Here is an 18979-nt window from a genome sequence, read left to right as displayed (position 1 = left end):
TTAAATTTATTCATTACGATTGGCGGGTTAAATTAAGCGACAATATTTTTGTCAAATGTGCCAGCGAATAACATTCAAACATTGTACAGTAATTACGAAACAGTGGTATAGAGCTATTTTGATTCCAGCGTTCTTTAGGTTGCGTATTGAGCCACAAAATGCGTTTGACTTTCTTAGCGAGAATTGACAGTTCCCCGGCTGTTTCGAGCGGAGCAAGGGTGTTGGCATCGCTGATAATAAAAAGTAGAGTAGAAGGAGATAGTAACTTTTTATATTGCTCCTCTAAACTTGTTAAAGCAATAAACAAATTTGTACCCTGGCCCATTTGCGTTGAGCTTGTAATTAATTCTTCAGTAAATTGACTGAAGTCATCGCTGCGGTGAAAAGAATGAGTTACTTTTTCTAAATCGTTGGCAAAAATAAAGGAATCAATATTTTTCACTACACTTGATAACCCAAAAAGCAGTGGCAATGTAAACCGGACATATTTGGTCATAGATGCCGATACATCACATACTACAACGATATTGGGTTTGTGAATTTTTTTTGTCTTATATTTTAGAGAGATCATTATTCCGCCATAACGCATATTGCGGCGAATGCTATTGCGGATATCAATAAGTTTTCGGCGGCCAGTCATGCGAAACCGCCGGGAAATGCGTGTAGTCAGGCGGAATGCCAAGCGCTTGATGAGAGCCGTAACCAGTGGTATTTCGTGTTCTTCGATATCTTGCATGTTTTTATAGAGCAGTGGGTTGCGGCCTGTGCCACCAAGCCCTGCTGCCGACTCTACAACATGATCAAGTTCATTATGTCCTAGTAATTGGCGGCGTGCAGCAGCTAGTTGGGCTAAATCTTCGGGTGGTAATTGGCGTTGCCAATACGAAAGAGAGCTTTTAAGCAAATTTTCAACGATTGGTTGAAACGATTCCTTAACATTCTTACCTGTAGAGGTTTTGTTTAAAAAACTTTGTAGGCGTTGTTTTTCCCTTTCGGGTAGCATTTTATAAACATCTCTAAGTTCGTCAGGAATTTCGAGAGGGTGTCCTTGAAAAACTAATTCCTCTTGTGCTTGTTGTGATTGTTCAAGATCCATTTGCTGTTTGGAATCCCAAGCACTTCGTTGTTCCTGCTTAGCCTCAGGGGGAACAAAAAACAAATTGAAAGCTTTATCAAAGGCTACTTGATCTTCAGAGTTTTTGATTAATGTACTTTTTAAAGCTGATCGAAATACGTCTCTATCGAAAGTATCGATCATTGTTAAACTCTCTACTGCATCAATAGTTTCTGCAATACTGATTCTTACTCCGAGTTGGCGTAAAATCTGCACAAAACCTACAATATTATCGGAGAGCGAGTTCAAAAATATCAGCTCCCAACGTCTGCGCTGCAGTGGCAATGGCAAGATTCATTGGTCATACCTTTTGTTTGCTTTATAGCTGCGCAAAGCCCTTCGACACCTAAATCTTTTTGAAATGTTAATAAATCGTCGCGGTTTTTAAATAGTAGTCCAAGAGTTTGTCTAATTAATGCAGTATCAAGATGGTCGGCATGCATAGCAATAAGTGATCTTGTCCAATCAAGTGTTTCGGCGATAGAAGGTTGCTTGCTAAGCGTTAAGCTGCTGCGAATATGCTGAATAGCGGCAGCAATCTGCATGGCTAATTTTTCAGTAACTTCAGGTATCTTTGTGCGAATGATATTAATCTCTTTGTCAATGGCTGGATAATCAATATATAAGTAAACACAACGGCGTCGCAGGCCTTCTGACAACTCTCTGTCATGATTGCTTGTTAATATTACCATAGGAATATGCTTAGCGCCAACAGTGCCGAGTTCAGGAATCGAGATTTGAAAGTCGGACAGGATTTCAAATAGAAAAGCCTCAAACTCTTCATCTGTTTTATCTATTTCATCGATTAATAGTACTGGGCGTTTTTCAGAACGAATTGCCTTTAATAACGGGCGTTCCAATAAATATTCCGTAGAAAATACATCGCTTTCGGAAAGATTTTGGCAGGTTGTATCCTTGCTCATTTGGATTTTAATCAATTGCCGCTGATAATTCCATTCGTATAGGGCTTTATTTTCGTCAAGGCCTTCGTAACATTGCAACCGGATAAGTTCGGTATCAAATATTTTACTCAGCACTTTGGCAATTTCCGTTTTACCTACGCCAGGGGCTCCTTCGATTAGTAAAGGTTTTTCTAATTTTAAAGCCAAATAAACAGTAGTTAAAAGCTCTGTATCACAAATATAACCTTGGTTTTCAAAAGCTGTACGCAGTTCAGGCATAGTTAAAGAAAGTTTAGACGGATTATCCATAGTTTGTTCTCCTATCTCTAAATCAAGCTATTGTTTTAATTTTACAGCAAATTGATAATGATTGACAAGGGAAAACGTTTCTTTAAAGAAAACACGGCTTGAGCAGAGTCGTTGCGAAGCGAAATCCAATGTGTCTTTTTTCAGACAAAGTTATGCTTTCTCTCAGTAAAAAAACAAAAGCTACTCCGAAGAGTAACTTTTTAATTAACAGACAATAAAATAAATTATAAGGTTATGCCGATAAACTGGCCGCTTTTGAAGGGGGTATTTTCGACTAATTGGCCTGGGAGAATATCAAAATGCTTGAAAAATTTCTTTGCCCCGATATATGCTCCCTTGGCAGCGTAACGTACATGAAATGTATTTGGCTTTAATTCGCTTAAAGGTAGAATACCCAATGCCCGGTTTTCCGGGTCATAGCCCAGCATACAAAAAGTATTGTTTTCCAAAAGTTGAGTGGCTTGTTTGTTAAAGACAATGCGGCCGTTCGGTCGAACTTCAACAGCAGGTTGATCATTTTTCGGCTGACGAGTACGATGGGGTTCGAATAGGGTAAAAGCAAAATTTATTTCCTCACTCACAATATTCACTCCTTACATAGTAGTTGTTGCAATAAAGAGTATGCTCAAAGTTACAAAACTATAAACACTAAATTAAAAAAAATTTATAATAATTTATGATATTCTTAGAAATAGACTTGCAAAGGCAGGAATTTTATAAACTTGGGCATAATTTACTTATAACCATATTAATATAACTTGGGATAAACTTTAATTTTAAAATAACGTTACTGAAGGAGGCTTATAATGAATCAAACATGGTTTAAAGTGTTGGCAGTTATGATTGTCGGCAGTATGCTCAACTCTTTTGTATTTAACGTATTAGCCAGAGTTGCTATTGACTTAGTCGTACTTGGGGTAGTTTATTTGGTCCTACGTCGCGACCCATTTATTGATCTGAAACGTTCTATGATTTTTCTTGGAGGATTAACTGCTGTCAATGTACTTGTTGATTTAGGGATCATTAGTATCACACTTAGTTATCTAATTTTGTTAGGGCTTTTGGCTTACATGATATTTGGACGCGGTTATAATAACCGGCGGCGTAGATAAACGGAGAGCGCTATGTCAAATAACCGGATTTTGACAAGGACAGCGTTATTGTTATCGCTGACCTTGATTTTTCAATCGCTGCGTTTTTTTATTCCCGTGCCGCCATTCCTATCTACTTTTATCATTGGTAGTTTAGTTAATGCTTCATTGCTTATTGCTGCCGAGAAGGCTGGTTTGTGGCCTGCAATTATTATTGCCGCAATAGCTCCGGTAGTTGCTTATTTCCAACAGCTTTTGCCTTTGCCTGTATTTATCGTACCTGTTGCTCTGGGGAATATAGCATACATCATTCTCTTTCTCATTGCATTGCGTTGGAGTCGTCTGTTGAGTATTGTTTCGGCAACAATAGGTAAAACCGGACTTCTTTATGGAATATTTGCCTGGCTGCTCACATTTGTTGCGATTCCTCCTAAGCTTGCTGCCGGTATTATGCTGGCAATGAGTTGGCCTCAGCTTGTTACTGGTATTTTTGGAGGAATTTTGGCTTCGTTAGCAGTTCGACGTATAAAGTAATAAAATCTCTGCCTTTGGTAAAGGGCAGAGATTTTTACATTTCGCAGGAAAAAACTGTGTATTGTCGAAATAAATTATGTAATACATAACAGGAGGAATCGCTATGACAGAACAGGGGACCAATAATCTGAGTGCCAAAGATTTAGTTGGTCAGAACTTTAAATCCGGCTATAATTGTGCCGAATCCGTTGTACGGGGTTTTCGAGATATATTAAAGCTTGATATTTCTGATGAAGCTTTAAAAATGGCAACAGGCTTTGGCGGTGGTCTTGGTCACGCCGGATGTATGTGTGGAGCGCTTTCAGGGGCGATTATGGTGTTAGGCATGCTGCAAGGCCGGGCAAATTCTGAGCAAAGCCGTGGTCCTATATATTCTAGTTCGAAAGAATTTCATAGTATTTTTACCAAAAACTTCGGTGCGGCGTGCTGCCGGGTTCTTAACAAGCATGAATTTGGTACAAGGGACCAGGGGCGAAACTGTATTAAAATTACTTGTACGACTGCGGAACTGCTGGAAAAATACATTAAGGATAATCAGCTAATAAAGTGAGACCAAGTCGCTGTTACTCTTGCTGGTAGAAGCGGATCTTGGTCATCGGACAAAAATAAGTTAAAAGATGCGGGATAAAATTTTGCCGTTATCGCCTAGCCATTTACGGTGGTTCTGATAACTAGGAGAGAACCTTTGGACTTGTTCCCAGAACCGGGGCGAATGATTGGGTACAAGCATATGGCATAACTCATGAATGACAAGATAATCTAGTACTTGGGGCGGTGCCATGACTACCCGCCAGTTAAAGTTGATATTACCGAGACTTGAACAACTGCCCCAGCGGGTTTTTTGATCCTTAATAGTTATGCGGGCAGGATGGACTCCAATAATTGGTGCCCAATGCCTGGTTCTTTCTTGAAACAACCTACCAGCTTGTCTGACAAACCAAGCTTTTAATATTTGCTCAATAACATTAGAGGCACGATTATCTAAGCAATCGCCAGGTGCTTTGACCATAATTCCTCCGGGAATAAGAATCACTTCAGGACGACTGGCGCCCGGAACAATGGTAAGTATATGTGGTTGACCATTGTATAGAAGCTGGCAGCCGGAAACTAACGTTTGATTAACGGGATTAGCGGCTAGGGAGGTTAGTTTGTTAAGTCTGTCTCTAAGCCATTTGCTCTTGGTTGTAAGGATATGTTTAATTTCCATGCTGTTTAGTTTTACTGGCGCGACAATCTCAATTATGGAAGTTGGTAGTACCTTTAGTTGAATGTTTTTCCGCCGTTTATCCAGACGTAAAGTATATGCAATCTCCTGATTTTCAAGTGTAACTATGGGCATCTTTAATTTCCTTCTTAATATATTTGTTACAGTACGCCGATTAATAGTGGTTACCTACTGTGACATATATATTTGATAAAAATCGCTTTTGTCCTTCTACGAGTAGGTAAACTTCTTCAGATTAGCAAATACTTTTTTTCGCTATCAGCAAAGGCCCACGCGTGTAAAGTATTAAGATAAAAAAACTATTTAATTTACTTGACAATAATAAATGCAAATGGTATTATAACAAATGTCCGATGCAGGACATAACTAAATAATGCCCGGGTGGCGGAATGGCAGACGCGGAAGACTCAAAATCTTTTGTTGGCAACAACGTGGGGGTTCAAGTCCCTTCCCGGGCACCAATTGTATACCAAAGTCTATGTGAATTTAGTTCATATAGACTTTTTCGTTTTGATTAGACGTAAAAGAATTAATTTTTGCATGATTGAATTGATTTATTGAATTTATTAAAACACAAGGTATTTAAGTATTCATACCTTAGATACAGCAACTTATGTGGAAGGAGGCGGGGGAGTATTATTACTTATTTGGCAGTAATCAGGCGATATATGGGCAAGGATAAGCAAAGGAGAGAAGCAGCAAATATAAATATAGCTCCTGTCCTATTGCTATTTTTGATTAGCCAGATCCCAAAGTATGAAGCGTGAATAGCGGCAAGTATCGTTAACAGGAAGAAAAAATAGGTCATGTTTTAATCATCCCTCCGTATAGGCTCTGTTTGTTGCATCAAGCCTGAGCGTCTAAGTTCTGTCCTGACGTTGATAATAAATTCAGCTTGAGGATAATGGCTGTTCCACTTATATTCTTGCAATTCTTGCAAGGTAGAGAAGTTACCTCTGCTATAATATCCGAAGTCTGCTATATCTGCGCCCCATTCCTGAGTTTGCGCAAGCATGTTCTGAAGCTCATTTTTCATAACGTTGGAAACTTGTTGTTCCAATAAAGAGCGATATTCCGTTTCTTCATACATAATGCCAGATGGGATGGCAGTAATCTCACCCTCTAAAAAAACGTCAATATTTATAGTAGGTCTTTCTCCTAAATTATCTATCTTAATCTTGGGTTTGCTTCCATTCCGGACGGCAATGTTAATCTTATGTTTGGGGGCGAGAGGGTCGTCAATAACAAAAAAGCTTCGATACAACTGATTTTGTAAGGTGCCGAATGCTCTAGTTCCTTCTGTGTCTAGTGCGCCTACCATTTTGGCGCCTTTAAAGACAGCAGTCCCCAATACTTCTACAGGGTCGCCTCCTATCCTTGGAGTATCTCCCGGTAAATAAGGTTCAGTTGCTTCGCCCTCAGCTTTGCTTCCTGAAGGCTGACCGTGACCTGTTAGCGGGTTGAGTCCGACGTACAATGCATAAGGTGAGCCTGTTGCATTTTTTAGACGTAGATAAAATTCGTGTAAACTTGCTTTTGGGTAGTACGACACTTCATTTGAGCTTTGAACATAGTTTTCAATCCAACGTGAAGATAGGGTTTCGAGAGAAGGGGCATTTTTTTCGAATGTCTCTCTAACATTCCCCCGCGCTACCATGATAAAAATACTGCCGCGAAACTCCCGGAAACGAATCAAAGGCCCAATTAAGTCATCAATTCCGGATCGTGCAAGGTCTTCAGAAACAACCAATAACCTTACCTGATTTAAGCTTACTGAACGCGCTAAGGCAGTATTCAGTAGATTGCGGCCCTCTGCGAGTGATGCCGCTCTGACCGTTATTAAAGTAGTAGGTTTTTTATCGCCGCCTCCGGCCATTTCTCCGGCCAAAGCTCTGGGGATGGCAATCCGGTAGGTGATTTCTAATTCATCGCCTGCTTTGTCCACACCAATACTTATAACCCAAGCTATTTCATCTGTTTCTTTACCACCATTGCAACCTGCAAGTAGCAAGCACAACAAAAAGAAACAGACAATTAATCTAATCCGCGACTTCTGCATACTTTTTTCCTACCTTTGAATAGAAATGCGAGTAGCAGGACGGTTGGAAAAAATACCGCCCCCGGGGCACAAAATGAGCCGAAAAATGCAGACTCAATCTGTAGTACCTCGTTGGTATCCTGCGGCAATATAGCCAATTGCATCATGGTGAGAGCTGCTGCGGGGATCAATGGTTTGATAGTTGGCAGCTTAAACAATTTTGCGATAACGTATAAACTCCCGTACAAACAGAGTGCTATTGCGATAATACCTACTATAACCCACAACAGAATAAAAATTGCCTCCAGACGCTGAATATACCGGTTAAGATAAATTAACCGCGCCATTTCGTAGAAGGGCAGCGTTTTTTCACCACCAACAGCGGAACCAAAAACCATGATAAAAACAACCACTGCAGACACCCGCATAATGGCGCTGCCACCAAAGCCAAATAGTAAAGCACTCCTTAAAGTATTGATTGTCTGAAAAGCTGGTGCCAGAATAAAGAGCAAAGCTAGCTGGGCACTTGCACCTACCAGATTAATGGTTGGAGTGAGAATATTAGCTAGCCCTTTACCTTGCCAGGGCAATAAGTACATAGGCTTATACATGGGCAGCAGTAATGCAAACACAAGTAATAGGGCAATAATGCAAAAGGGCATGATAACGTAGGCTGCGCGGCACAAAGCTTCGATACCGGCGTAAATAAGGAGCGCAGAGCCTATCCCGTACCATAAAATTACAATATCAAAGGATGTATAGGGCAAAGCTGTTAGCAGGGTGTTTTCCGCGAATTGCCGTGTCCAAAGAGTTGCTAGGCCAAAAAACACGGTGAAATAAAAAATACTAATGATCCATGCCATCAGCTGTCCTAGCAAGTTTTGTGTAGTCGAGATAAGATCGCCGGGATAACGTTCTAGCACACAAGAATAAAGATACATCAGCATCATTCCGATAAGTGCTGCTAGCGTACCAGTTAACCAACTTATATTTCCGGCGATTTGCGCCGATTTGCTCGCAGTACTTAAAAATATAGGGGGGAAGGTTATGAAAAAGACTAAAGCTAAGCCCTCGGCTATGCCCAAACGGCCACTTTGATATTTCATGCTATTCATTATCCTCCGAAGCAGCAGGTTTTTTCTTCCACAAACGACTAATATGAGGTTGGCGTTGTTGGGCTTTTGTATTTAGCGCATCCGGTCTTCTTTCTTGTCCGAAAACAGGCCCACGCAGTACAACATCAAAATTGGCTATCGTTTTTGGTCCTACCGGAACCATATACGGCATGCCAAAGGATTTAAGGCGGCATACGATAACAGTCAGACCTAAAAGAGCATAAGCCAGTCCGACTAACCCCATAATCCAGGCGAACATCAGCAAAACAAATCGTATAATCCGAACAGCCGAAGCCATGCGGTGTTCCGGTATGGTAAACGAGGCTAAACCGGTAATAGCTATGATTACCACAATAATAGGACTTACAATGCGAGCGGTAACCGCCGCTTGTCCAAGAATAATTGCACCCACAATGCCTATGGTCGATCCAAGTACACCTGGAATACGAACACCGGCTTCGCGGATGAGTTCAAAAGAAATCTCCATCATCATTACCTCGACGATAGCGGGAAAAGGAACGTTTTCCCGCGAGCCGGCAATTGCTAACAGAAGTTCAGTTGGTATTGCCTCCTGATGAAAATAAGCGATAGCGATATACAGTGAAGGAAGTACACTGGAAATCAGCGCGCCGAATAATCTGAGAACACGCATGAAGTTTGTTATGCTTGTTTTGTTACTAAAATCTTCGGCTGAATGAAAGAAAGAGAAAAAACTTGCCGGGACAATCTGGGCAAATGGGTTTCCCTCCAAAATTAAGGCTACATGCCCCTCGACTATATAGTTAGCAACACGATCAGGGCGTTCAGTGGAAACCGTTTGAGGGAAGAGACTTTTAGGATGATCCTCGATAAATTGCATAAGTTGGCCGGAATCTACGATATAGTCAGTGCTAACCCCCTCTAGTCGTCTGCGAACTTCCGCAACTAACGACTCATTCGCAATAGAGTTCAGATACATAATTGCGCAGTTTAACTGTCCACGCTTGCCAACGGTGACCATTTCAGTTATTAGATCACTGCTATGAAGGATAGAGCGGATGAGGCCGGTGTTCACCCTCAGGTTTTCGGCAAAAGCAACTTGTGATCCACGCACAGTTTGTTCTGTCTGAGGTGTACTTACACTTCTATGTTCCCACCCTTTAGTTTCGATGATGATTGCCTCAGCTAGTCCGTCTATGATTACCACGGTGTCGCCCCTGTTGATTCCCTCTTCCAGCTTTTGATAGATGTTTGCTCTCGTTATAGATGCGTTAGGTAGTACGGTTTCAATAAATTGTCCAATTGCATCGTCATTATCAAATGTTGTAGGCTGTTGCGGGTTCATTAGTGGTTGCAGTATAAAGCGTTCTAACTTAACGCTATTTATCATACCGTCGATGTATATTAGGGCAGCGTTAGTATAAGGAGCACCTGCAATGATAAACTCCCGCAAAATGATGTCCTTGTTGCGAGGCAACTGATAAATTTCTTTTAGGATGCGTTTATTTTCCTCAAGACTTGTACTTAGAGGAAGCTCATGGATTCTCTGTCCTTGCTGGTAAGCCAGCCGGATGGGAGAAATAGCAGACCACTGTTTCTCAAGCGCTTCCAGTTCAAGTTTAAGGTGGATCATATCTTCGTTAGAATAACCTTTAATGACAAGGTCGAGCGTTTTTTCCATAGATAGCTTTAAACGTTGTGAGAAGCGGAACAGAGTATTAAATTGATCACAGGCTGCATGGGCCGCAGATATTTTATCCGGTTGAGTATCATTGTCAAATGGTCTCGTCTCATCCAAGACAAATGGATCAGGGTTAACCGGTGGCGTATAGCCCAAAATGGATGATAATTTTGTAACGGCCATCGAAACTAAATTCTTCTTCAAGACTACACCTCGTAATTTGCATTCTCAATTAGTGTTCCCACTCGTAGGGGATCAATACTTTATTCAAAAAACTAACCCCTTTGCTGAGCATAATTCTTAATGGAATAGAATAAAATATATTTGGTATTTTTTTACATTATTTCATAAAAATAGCAGGAGAACCACCAGGTAGTCGCGAATATAACCGCAACAACAAAAACACAAAGGGTGATTTTTATGGTAGAGTTATTAAGCATTAAAGACATATCGCAAGAGCTTGGTATTCCACAGAGTACTTTACGTTACTATCGCGACTTGTTTATGGATTATTTACCGGCTACAGGGGAGGGGAAAAAGAAACGATTTTATCCCGAAGCCATTGAGGTATTTCAGGTTATTGCCAAAGGAATGCACCAAAATAAAAACGCTGATGATATTAATCATGATCTGAGTAGCCGTTTTACCAGGTTTATTGAGGTAAACTCGGAATCGCAGGAAAGCGACGCAACATATTCGCAACAGGAGGAAGCAAACCAAACACAAGCATTATTAACAGTAAGTCAGGTTGACGGCTCTGCGATTATGGCCGTTATTGCAGCGCAAAATCAGGCGTTGCAACAAATTGCGGCCACAATTACTATTGTGAATGAACAACAAGAAGAGTTACATAATTTAAAACAGGAAGTAACTAAACTGGAAGAGCGGTTAGAAACAGAACTTACAAGCCATTTCCAACTGGTAGACAACCGTTTACGGCAGGTCATGGAAGTAAAGGAAAATAATAAATCGAAATCTTTTTGGCAGCGGTTATTGGGTGTTTAGCTAAATTGATAAAAAGAGATTATAAAAGGCAGTGAATCAACGGATAAGTTTCCTGATTCACTGCCTTTTATAATCTCAGCACTGGAATAATAATTTGGTAAAATTTGTAAGTTTAAGTTAAAAATTACAAATAATGGTAAAATATTAAGATATGCTACCTGTTTATGTTGAATATTACGGTTATAATCAAACTTTAATACCGTTTAATCAAGCTTTAATACTTTGTTATGTCGAATTAGGCCGATTCTCAAAAAGTAAGTATATCAAGGGTTTATTAAAGTCTTATATTTATTTCGACATGCAATATTTGAAAAGTGTCGGTTTTTTACGAAAAGTAATTGTTCTAATTTAGCAGGAATTACAAAAATTTACAAGAATGTTTAACAGCACAAAATTTAAAAGCTGCTTATTGGGGAGGAGATCGACGATGTCAGCTGCAGAAGCGCTAGATAACAAGATAGTTTACTTGCATCGTGAAGATGAGTATCAGGATTCTTTTGAAACGACTACCGGAATAATTTTTATAGACAACGATTTTAGATTAAAAAATTTAAATCGTGAAGCCGAAAAAATCTGCGGTATTGAGAGAGGCAAATCAATTGGACGAAAAGTTGATGATGTATTTAGACATCACGGGGAAAAGTTCTTAAGAATATTTTACCTGGATGATGATGAAGACTTAAATACCGTCAATTTAAAAGTGAAAGTTAAAGATCAGTACATTTACGCCCATATAGATACATTAAAACTTAGAGGTGCTAAAGGTGAAGCTAACGGTTGTATTGTCGTTATTCAGGATTTATCGGCGGTGCGGGCAGCTATAAAGCAGATACAAATAACTCAAATGCTCATGTCGTTGGGCGAATTGGCCGCTGGCGTAGCTCACCATGTACGAACACCGTTAACTACGATAAGCGGATATTTACAAGTAATGCTTAGTCGTTTGGAAGATGACAGATACACTGTAGGGCGCGACGTGCTCGAAATGATGTTAGACGAGGTGTCGTGTATCAATAAAGTAGTAAAAGAACTTGTATTATTTGCTAAGCCACCTGTCAACAAAGAGAATAATGTAGATATAAACCGTACAATAGAAGAAGCCCTTCTGTTAACTTTTAAACAACTTGGTGGAGAAAATATAGATATTAACAAGCAGTTAGCTCCCAATTTACCGCCCCTTAATGTAGATAGTAATCTTATTAAGCAGGCCATTGTCAACATTATGCAAAATGCGATAGAAGCCATGCCTGATCGGGGGGTACTTTCCGTCAAATCCTGGATCAATTCTGAACTGAGTATGCTTGTTATTGCTATTTCCGATACTGGTCCGGGAGTACCTCCGGAAATTCTGCCACGGATATTTGAACCTTTTTATACCACTAAGCTTGAACATATGGGATTGGGTTTACCTGTTGCCCACCGGGTCATTGGCGAGCATGGCGGTTTTATTAATGTGAATCCGGTGAAGACGGGCAGCACTGGTGCCCATATTCATATTTATCTCCCGATTATTGACGAACGTCAAAGACATCTTCGGGTGGTGCATCAGCAAATACTCAATCTACAGTGATGGCATGAAAACTATAATAAATTTCACAAGTGGGGTAATATCCTAGACGGGCACCTTCATATCATGTATTGTTTCGTAAAATAATGTGAAGAAGGGATGCTCGTGTTACTCCGGTTTGTCTTAGTGTTTTTAGTTTTATTAGTTGCAATGGTTCCCGTTAGTCATGCCCAGGGAAATCCAGGTTTGCTTTCTCCAAGTATTACTGTAAATTTACCCAGCCGAACAATTGAATTGTTTTCAGGCGACAGTTTGGTTAAGGAATTTCCCATAGCTATCGGTAAAACGTCAACGCCAACTCCACTTGGCACTTATTCTATTATTTGTAAAGAAGTAAATCCTGCTTGGTATCCGCCAGATCGACCGGGAACGGTTGTGCCATCTGGTCCAGATAACCCATTAGGGTATAGGTGGATGGGAATTTGGAAAGATTATGGTATTCATGGGACTAATGCTCCATGGTCGATTGGAGCTGCAGTTTCAAATGGTTGTATTCGGATGCATGAAGAAGATGTAGAAGAGCTTTTTGATAAGGTTAATTACGGTACACCGGTTCGAATTACTTATGATAGAATAAAAATTCGAACAAACGCCCAAGGCCAAGTGACGCTGGCAGTATATCCGGACATCTATGGGTATGGCAGCGTAACGATTCAGGATATAAGGAATAAGTTGAATGCGTATCGATTAAACGCATTGGTATCAGATAACGTTTTGCGGAAACTACTTGATGATCCCAGTGATCAGCAAACGGTAATTGCCAATCAGTTCAAAATTAAATTAAATGGTAAATTAATAGGTGTCAGGGGATTGATTGTCCAGGGTGTACCATATGTTCCACTGTATGATGTAGGCAAAGTATTAAACTGTGACGTACGATGGGACGACAAAACCAGGACTGCACGCTATGGTGCAAGCAGTATTCCCGGTATTGTTAGTGGCGATATCGCGTATATTCCCGCAGACCAACTGTCAGGTTTATTTGGTGGTCAAGTAAGTTGGAAAACAGAAGAGAATACCTTGAATTTTGATAAAATGATGGTTCTTTTAAACGAAAAACCAGTTAATATTGAAATTAGTAAGATACAGGGAATGTATGCTCTACCAGCACTGAAGCTAGCGGAAACTATGGGATATAAAGCAGTTTGGAACCAGGAAACTAAAATGTTGACGGTCGGTGAAAAAGGCAAGGCAGTTACAATGACTGTTGATACAATTGGTACTGAACCTTATATAAAAATAACCAGTATTAATGAAGCCTTTGGTGTGCATGTATATTTAAATGAAGCCGCTAAGAGTATAGAACTCACAAATCTTTAACAGTGTATGTAGGCGTGGGATAGATGTCGCGTAAAAGCGATCTGATATCCCACTTTTTTTGTGTATAGAAAATGTAATTTTAGCGTAAATAAAGGCAATATCGGCTTTTTCTTTAAAAACTATTACATAAGGTTGCTTGCTATTTAAAAAAATAGAGAAGGGATTTTAGTGTAAATAGCCAATACAAATAGATTGGAAAAAATGTATTTAAAGGTGGTGGGCTTATGCCCCAAAGATTTATAATAATTGACGGCAGCAGTCTGGTACATAGGGCATTTCATGCTTTGCCGATGCTGCGCACAGCCGGTGGATTGTACACTAACGCGGTTTATGGATTCACTACCATGCTGGTAAAAATATTATCAGATTATAATCCGGATGTAATTGCAGTGGCTCTTGATAAAGGCCGGGTGACTTTCCGGACTGAGACATACCAACAGTATAAGGCGCATCGTCAAGCTACCCCAACAGAATTATCTGAGCAATTCCCGTTAATTCGTGAGTTGCTGCAGGCGTTTGGTATTACTACAATTGAAGAACAGGGGTATGAGGCCGACGACATTATTGGAACGCTCTCCGAAAAGGCTGCCAAGCAAGGTTATGAGGTTCTTATCGTGACAGGCGACCGTGATGCATTGCAGCTTATAGGTCCAGAAACTAAAGTTTTGCTCACTAGAAAAGGTATTTCAGAGGTAGAAACAATTGATGTAGCGGGTCTTAAGGGAAAATACGGACTTACACCTGCACAATTTATCGATATGAAAGGTTTGATGGGAGATAGCTCTGATAACATTCCCGGTGTACCGGGAATTGGCGAAAAGACGGCAGGCAAGCTTTTAGCCGAATTCGGGTCGTTGGAGAATGTCTTAGCTAATGTAGACAAAGTATCCGGTAAAAAGCTGCAGGAAAATCTTCGCCAGTTCGCCGACCTAGCTGTCTTATCCAAACAACTGGCAACAATTGTTCGTGATATGAACCTTGAATTTGTCCCTGAGAATTTTGGGATTCATCCTGATAGGTCAACCGTTAAAGAATTATTTACTAAATTTGAATTTAAAACGTTAGTAAACAAAATTGATACTATATTTCAAGGAAGCAGTGAAACATTCGAGGCAGAGCCTTCTCAATCCGTCGTTGAATTTGCTGTTCCGGTTGTTGCCTCTACCAAAGCTGAGGTTGCTGCCATTTGCGACGCCGTAAAAAAGCTGGGTTACGCGAGTTGCTATCCCTTACTATCAGAACATTCGCCTGTCGCAGAACTCACCGGGGTAGCTATTAACAGTTCAGGAAAAACGGTCTATATCCCTACTAATTCAGAAGGCTGGGATATTGCTTTTGATTTATTGGCCGACAAAGATTTGATATTGGCTACCTATGATTCGAAAAAAATGTATAATGCCTGCAGAGTCCAGGGGCGCGAGCTAAAAGCTCAAATCCAAGATGTCCTTATTGCCGCTTATCTGCTTGATCCGACTGCAGCGTCTTATCCATTGGATGTGCTAGCTAAGACGTATCTAAATGAAGCCATAATATTGCCTGCAGGAGATAAGAATTTACAGAATCGACCAGAATTTGCTTGTTGGGCCTGTGAGATTATTGATAAGCTCAAACCTGCTATTACCTCAGCGCTTGTTTCGTCCGGTTTGGACAAACTTTATGAGCAGATAGAAATGCCGCTTGTTGAGGTTTTATCAACTATGGAGGTTACGGGGATAAAAGTTGATAAGTCCTATTTACGCGAAATGGCAGTGAGTATTGCTGCAAAGATAGAACAACTAATGCATGAGATTTACCTGCTGGCCGGCGAAGAGTTTAATGTCAATTCTACTAAGCAATTAGGTGTTATTTTATTTGAAAAATTGCAACTACCTATTATTAAAAAGACAAAAACTGGTTATTCTACTGACGCAGAGGTATTGGAAAAACTGGCAGGAAAGCATCCTTTGATTGATAAATTGCTGGAATATCGTCTTTTGACCAAGTTGAAGTCAACCTATTTGGACGGCCTGGAACCACTAATTCATCCTAAAACGGACAGGATACACACTACCTTTAATCAGATGGTAACAGCTACCGGCAGGTTGAGTAGTTCGGAGCCTAATCTGCAAAATATTCCTATCCGGTCAGATATAGGCCGGAGAATTAGAGAACTGTTTGTACCTGGAGATGGCTACAAATATATTATGGCAGCCGACTATTCGCAAATCGAGCTTCGAGTGTTGGCACACATTGCAGGAGATGGCAGTCTACAGGAAGCATTTCGCCACAATCAGGATATACACACCAGAACCGCTTCTGAAGTTTTTGGGGTGCCGATGTCAGAGGTTACTTCAGAAATGCGTGCCAGAGCAAAAGCAGTTAATTTTGGGATTGTTTATGGTATCAGTGATTATGGTTTATCGAGGGATATTGGCGTCAGCCGCAAAGAAGCCGGGCATTATATTGATAGCTATTTCGCAAAATATCAGGGGGTTAAAAAATACACTGCCGACATTGTCGCCAGTGCTCATCGTGATGGTTATGTAACTACTTTATTTGGCCGGCGACGTCATTTGCCGGATATTAACAGTAGTAATTTTAATCAGCGCTCATTTGCTGAAAGAACTGCTATGAATACTCCTATCCAAGGAGCAGCAGCCGATATTATCAAAATTGCCATGAACAGCGTCTATGCTGAGTTAAAAAAGCAGGGGTTAAAAAGCAGACTGCTGTTGCAGGTGCATGACGAATTAGTATTAGAGGTAACCACAGAGGAGCTTGATCAGGTAACAGTCTTGGTAAAGCAAGCTATGGAGCAAGCAGTAGAATTGGATGTACCGTTGTTGGCAGAAGTAAAGATTGGCAGCAATTGGGCTGAAGCTAAATAAAAGGAGTGTGCGTTATGCCCGAAATGCCTGAAGTTGAAACTATTCGCCGGACGCTTACTGATAAAGTGGCCGGGCGTAAAATTACCCGTGTCGAAATAGGTTTGTCTCGCCTGATTAAATGGCCGACAGCACCCGAATTTCAGGCAATAATCACAGATCGGACAATTATTAAGCTTGACCGGCGCGGGAAATATCTGCTTTTTTATCTGGACAATAATTTGGTAATGGTTGTTCATTTACGCATGACGGGACGCCTGTACTATGTAACTCCAGAAGCAGAATTTGATAAGTTCACTCATATTATCTTTCGACTTGATAATGGAGATGTTTTATTGTACGCTGATACGCGTACTTTAGGAACCTTATATTTGATGCCTGAGGGTGAATTGTGGCGGATTTCCGGTTTGGCTTCGATGGGGCCGGAACCGCTATCTCAGGATTTTACTTTTGAGTACTTTGTTGATATGTTAAGTAAGAGGCACGCAACAATAAAAGGGGTGCTATTAAATCAACAGCTGGTCGGTGGTTTAGGGAATATTTATGTAGATGAAGCGTTAGCAGTTGCTGGAATTGATCCTGAACGCGCAGCTAGCAGTATAACAGAAACCGAAGCAAAATATCTCTACCAGGCAGTTAATCAAGTGATTGCGGATGGAATTGCTCACGGTGGTACATCTTTTCGGGATTACCGTGACGGTACCGGAAAAAGTGGCAGTCATCAATTCCACCTTAAGGTTTATGGTCGGGCGAATCAACCTTGCCATCGTTGTGGTGGCATAATTGCCCGCAAGGAAGTTGCTGGACGCGGTACGCACTATTGTCCTAACTGTCAAAAGTAGGCGGAGGATACATTATGCATTTGATTGGTTTAACCGGTGGGATTGCCAGTGGCAAGAGTACTGTAAGCAAAATGCTTACTCAACTGGGAGCATTTATAGTTGACGCAGATAAAATATCGCGGGAAGTTGTTATGCCTGGAAAGCCGGTTTGGCAGAAGATAGTAGATAGATTTGGTACAACTATTGCCAATCAGCAAGGTGAAATTGACCGTAAACAGCTGGGAAAAATTATTTTTTCAGACAGTAAGGCTAAAGCTGATTTGGAAAAAATTACACATCCATATATTGAAGAATCTGCTAACCTAGCTATTGCTGATGCTGAAAAACGTGGTTATGATACCATTGTTCTTGATGCGCCGCTTTTAATAGAAGTAGGGTGGCACACAAAAGTGGATGTTGTTTGGGTAGTTTTTGTGGATGAACAAACACAGCGTAACCGTTTAATGGCGCGTGACAATATAAGTTGTGAGGATGCTGCAGTTAGGATAAATGCGCAGCTAGCTTTGCGGCAAAAGTTGAGATACGCGGATGTTGTAATCGATAACACTGAAAATATTGAAAAAACTCATCAACAGGTAATTCAGGCTTGGCAAAAACTACACGATAAAGTAGACTTAGCTTCAGATGGGGTCTTAACCCCACCTGAAGGTTAGTCGCCCTTATCGACTTAACCGCTCTTACTCCCGCTTACAGAAGAGGGAGTCTTAGAGCGGGTTAGTCATCGGATAAATATGTTGGCAAATAACGTTATTTTTTACACTGATAAAACATATTTTTATACAGTGATTTCTATTGCGGAGTGATTCTATTGCGTTTCTGGACTTGGCTGAAAGTCCTGGTAATCGGTATTTTGTTATCTGCCACAGGAATTTATGTTATACTAACCAGTGACTTGTTTCAAAAAAAATACATATATCCGTTTCTATATCAGGAAGCCGTTTATACCTATGCATTAGAACGGGATATTGACCCATTTCTAGTGGCTGGTGTCATTAGAGCCGAAAGCAAATTTATTAGTGAAGCCCGTTCGCCCAAAGGTGCATTAGGTCTAATGCAGATCATGCCGGAAACCGGACGGTGGATAGCTGAACAAACTAATCATAAGGATTTTATGACTGCCGACCTGACTGATCCGGATATAAACATTCGATTTGGCACTTGGTATTTGGCTTCTTTAAAAAAAGAATTCGCGGGTAACGAAGTATTGATTCTTGCTGCATATAATGGCGGACGTGGCAATGTCAAGCAATGGATGCAGCGCTACGGGTGGACTAAGGAGTTTGATGATATACAGCAAATTCCTTTCCAAGAAACCCGGGATTATGTTGAAAAGGTATTACACAACAAGAAGCGGTATAAGGAATTGTACGGCAGAAATTTGTGATGTTAATGA

At 40.6% G+C, this 18979-nt stretch carries 17 protein-coding genes and 1 tRNA gene; 11 read left to right on the top strand and 7 right to left on the bottom strand.

Features of this window, described 5'->3' with window-relative positions:
• Positions 1-13: 13 nt before the first annotated feature.
• The 3 genes from SRRS_RS14175 to SRRS_RS14165 form a co-directional block, all read right to left on the bottom strand.
• On the bottom strand, positions 14-1363 hold the full coding sequence (locus SRRS_RS14175; RefSeq protein ID WP_371361429.1) for a VWA domain-containing protein: 1350 nt from the start codon (positions 1361-1363) through the stop codon (positions 14-16).
• Between the two features lie 5 nt (positions 1364-1368).
• Positions 1369-2325 carry an AAA family ATPase gene (locus SRRS_RS14170; protein ID WP_371361427.1) on the bottom strand — a complete coding sequence of 319 codons (957 nt, stop codon included), beginning with the start codon at positions 2323-2325 and terminating at the stop codon, positions 1369-1371.
• Between the two features lie 224 nt (positions 2326-2549).
• On the bottom strand, positions 2550-2906 hold the full coding sequence (locus SRRS_RS14165) for a hypothetical protein (RefSeq protein WP_371361425.1): 357 nt from the start codon (positions 2904-2906) through the stop codon (positions 2550-2552).
• A 225-nt stretch (positions 2907-3131) separates the two neighbouring features.
• On the opposite strand from SRRS_RS14165, the gene SRRS_RS14160 reads away from it, so the two are divergent.
• From SRRS_RS14160 to SRRS_RS14150, 3 genes are all read left to right on the top strand, one after another.
• Entirely contained in the window at positions 3132-3437 is a 306-nt protein-coding gene (locus SRRS_RS14160; RefSeq protein WP_371361423.1) for a hypothetical protein, read from the top strand.
• 12 nt (positions 3438-3449) lie between these two features.
• A complete protein-coding gene (locus SRRS_RS14155; protein WP_371361421.1) occupies positions 3450-3950 on the top strand; it encodes a hypothetical protein in 501 nt (166 codons plus the stop codon).
• A 103-nt stretch (positions 3951-4053) separates the two neighbouring features.
• Complete coding sequence (locus tag SRRS_RS14150; RefSeq protein WP_371361419.1) at positions 4054-4500, top strand: C-GCAxxG-C-C family (seleno)protein; 447 nt, start codon at positions 4054-4056, stop codon at positions 4498-4500.
• Between the two features lie 60 nt (positions 4501-4560).
• On the opposite strand, the gene SRRS_RS14145 is transcribed toward SRRS_RS14150, so the two are convergent.
• Positions 4561-5289 carry a M48 family metallopeptidase gene (locus SRRS_RS14145; RefSeq protein WP_371361417.1) on the bottom strand — a complete coding sequence of 243 codons (729 nt, stop codon included), beginning with the start codon at positions 5287-5289 and terminating at the stop codon, positions 4561-4563.
• 261 nt (positions 5290-5550) lie between these two features.
• Between SRRS_RS14145 and SRRS_RS14140 the strand changes: the two genes are divergently transcribed.
• Positions 5551-5636, top strand: a tRNA-Leu gene (locus tag SRRS_RS14140).
• A gap of 350 nt (positions 5637-5986) precedes the next feature.
• Here SRRS_RS14140 and SRRS_RS14135 read toward each other — a convergent pair.
• From SRRS_RS14135 to SRRS_RS14125, 3 genes are read right to left on the bottom strand one after another with little or no spacing between them, the layout of a single operon-like run.
• Positions 5987-7234, bottom strand: coding sequence for a Ger(x)C family spore germination protein (locus SRRS_RS14135; RefSeq protein WP_371361415.1), 1248 nt, complete (start codon positions 7232-7234; stop codon positions 5987-5989).
• Entirely contained in the window at positions 7210-8319 is a 1110-nt protein-coding gene (locus tag SRRS_RS14130) for a GerAB/ArcD/ProY family transporter (RefSeq protein ID WP_371361413.1), read from the bottom strand. The genes SRRS_RS14135 and SRRS_RS14130 overlap by 25 nt, the downstream gene beginning before the upstream one ends.
• A gap of 1 nt (position 8320) precedes the next feature.
• Entirely contained in the window at positions 8321-10192 is a 1872-nt protein-coding gene (locus SRRS_RS14125; protein ID WP_371361411.1) for a spore germination protein, read from the bottom strand.
• Between the two features lie 216 nt (positions 10193-10408).
• On the opposite strand from SRRS_RS14125, the gene SRRS_RS14120 reads away from it, so the two are divergent.
• From SRRS_RS14120 to SRRS_RS14090, 7 genes are all read left to right on the top strand, one after another.
• Positions 10409-10993 (top strand): MerR family transcriptional regulator, encoded by a 585-nt coding sequence (locus tag SRRS_RS14120; RefSeq protein WP_371361409.1) that lies wholly within the window; start codon positions 10409-10411, stop codon positions 10991-10993.
• 427 nt (positions 10994-11420) lie between these two features.
• Entirely contained in the window at positions 11421-12563 is a 1143-nt protein-coding gene (locus SRRS_RS14115; RefSeq protein ID WP_371361407.1) for a nitrogen regulation protein NR(II), read from the top strand.
• A gap of 102 nt (positions 12564-12665) precedes the next feature.
• Entirely contained in the window at positions 12666-13880 is a 1215-nt protein-coding gene (locus SRRS_RS14110; RefSeq protein ID WP_371361406.1) for a L,D-transpeptidase family protein, read from the top strand.
• A 224-nt stretch (positions 13881-14104) separates the two neighbouring features.
• Entirely contained in the window at positions 14105-16747 is a 2643-nt protein-coding gene (polA, locus tag SRRS_RS14105; protein ID WP_371361405.1) for a DNA polymerase I, read from the top strand.
• 14 nt (positions 16748-16761) lie between these two features.
• Entirely contained in the window at positions 16762-17586 is an 825-nt protein-coding gene (gene mutM / locus SRRS_RS14100; protein ID WP_371361404.1) for a DNA-formamidopyrimidine glycosylase, read from the top strand.
• Between the two features lie 14 nt (positions 17587-17600).
• A complete protein-coding gene (coaE, locus tag SRRS_RS14095) occupies positions 17601-18239 on the top strand; it encodes a dephospho-CoA kinase (protein ID WP_371361403.1) in 639 nt (212 codons plus the stop codon).
• 155 nt (positions 18240-18394) lie between these two features.
• Complete coding sequence (locus tag SRRS_RS14090; protein WP_371361401.1) at positions 18395-18970, top strand: lytic transglycosylase domain-containing protein; 576 nt, start codon at positions 18395-18397, stop codon at positions 18968-18970.
• The last annotated feature ends 9 nt before the right edge of the window (positions 18971-18979 follow it).

The sequence above is a fragment of the Sporomusa rhizae genome (assembly GCF_041428845.1).
In the GTDB taxonomy this organism is placed as follows: domain Bacteria; phylum Bacillota; class Negativicutes; order Sporomusales; family Sporomusaceae; genus Sporomusa; species Sporomusa rhizae.
Note: the sequence above shows the minus strand (reverse complement) of the source record. Positions and strands in the feature narration are given on the sequence as shown.

Bases quoted from the DNA above. Each gene is read 5' to 3' on its own strand.
- SRRS_RS14170 (WP_371361427.1), bottom strand. From the start codon at position 2,325: ATGGATAATCCGTCTAAACTTTCTTTAACTATGCCTGAACTGCGTACA.
- SRRS_RS14160 (WP_371361423.1), top strand. From the start codon at position 3,132: ATGAATCAAACATGGTTTAAAGTGTTGGCAGTTATGATTGTCGGCAGT.
- SRRS_RS14155 (WP_371361421.1), top strand. From the start codon at position 3,450: ATGTCAAATAACCGGATTTTGACAAGGACAGCGTTATTGTTATCGCTG.
- SRRS_RS14150 (WP_371361419.1), top strand. From the start codon at position 4,054: ATGACAGAACAGGGGACCAATAATCTGAGTGCCAAAGATTTAGTTGGT.
- SRRS_RS14145 (WP_371361417.1), bottom strand. From the start codon at position 5,289: ATGCCCATAGTTACACTTGAAAATCAGGAGATTGCATATACTTTACGT.
- SRRS_RS14135 (WP_371361415.1), bottom strand. From the start codon at position 7,234: ATGCAGAAGTCGCGGATTAGATTAATTGTCTGTTTCTTTTTGTTGTGC.
- SRRS_RS14130 (WP_371361413.1), bottom strand. From the start codon at position 8,319: ATGAAATATCAAAGTGGCCGTTTGGGCATAGCCGAGGGCTTAGCTTTA.
- SRRS_RS14120 (WP_371361409.1), top strand. From the start codon at position 10,409: ATGGTAGAGTTATTAAGCATTAAAGACATATCGCAAGAGCTTGGTATT.
- SRRS_RS14115 (WP_371361407.1), top strand. From the start codon at position 11,421: ATGTCAGCTGCAGAAGCGCTAGATAACAAGATAGTTTACTTGCATCGT.
- polA (WP_371361405.1), top strand. From the start codon at position 14,105: ATGCCCCAAAGATTTATAATAATTGACGGCAGCAGTCTGGTACATAGG.
- mutM (WP_371361404.1), top strand. From the start codon at position 16,762: ATGCCCGAAATGCCTGAAGTTGAAACTATTCGCCGGACGCTTACTGAT.
- coaE (WP_371361403.1), top strand. From the start codon at position 17,601: ATGCATTTGATTGGTTTAACCGGTGGGATTGCCAGTGGCAAGAGTACT.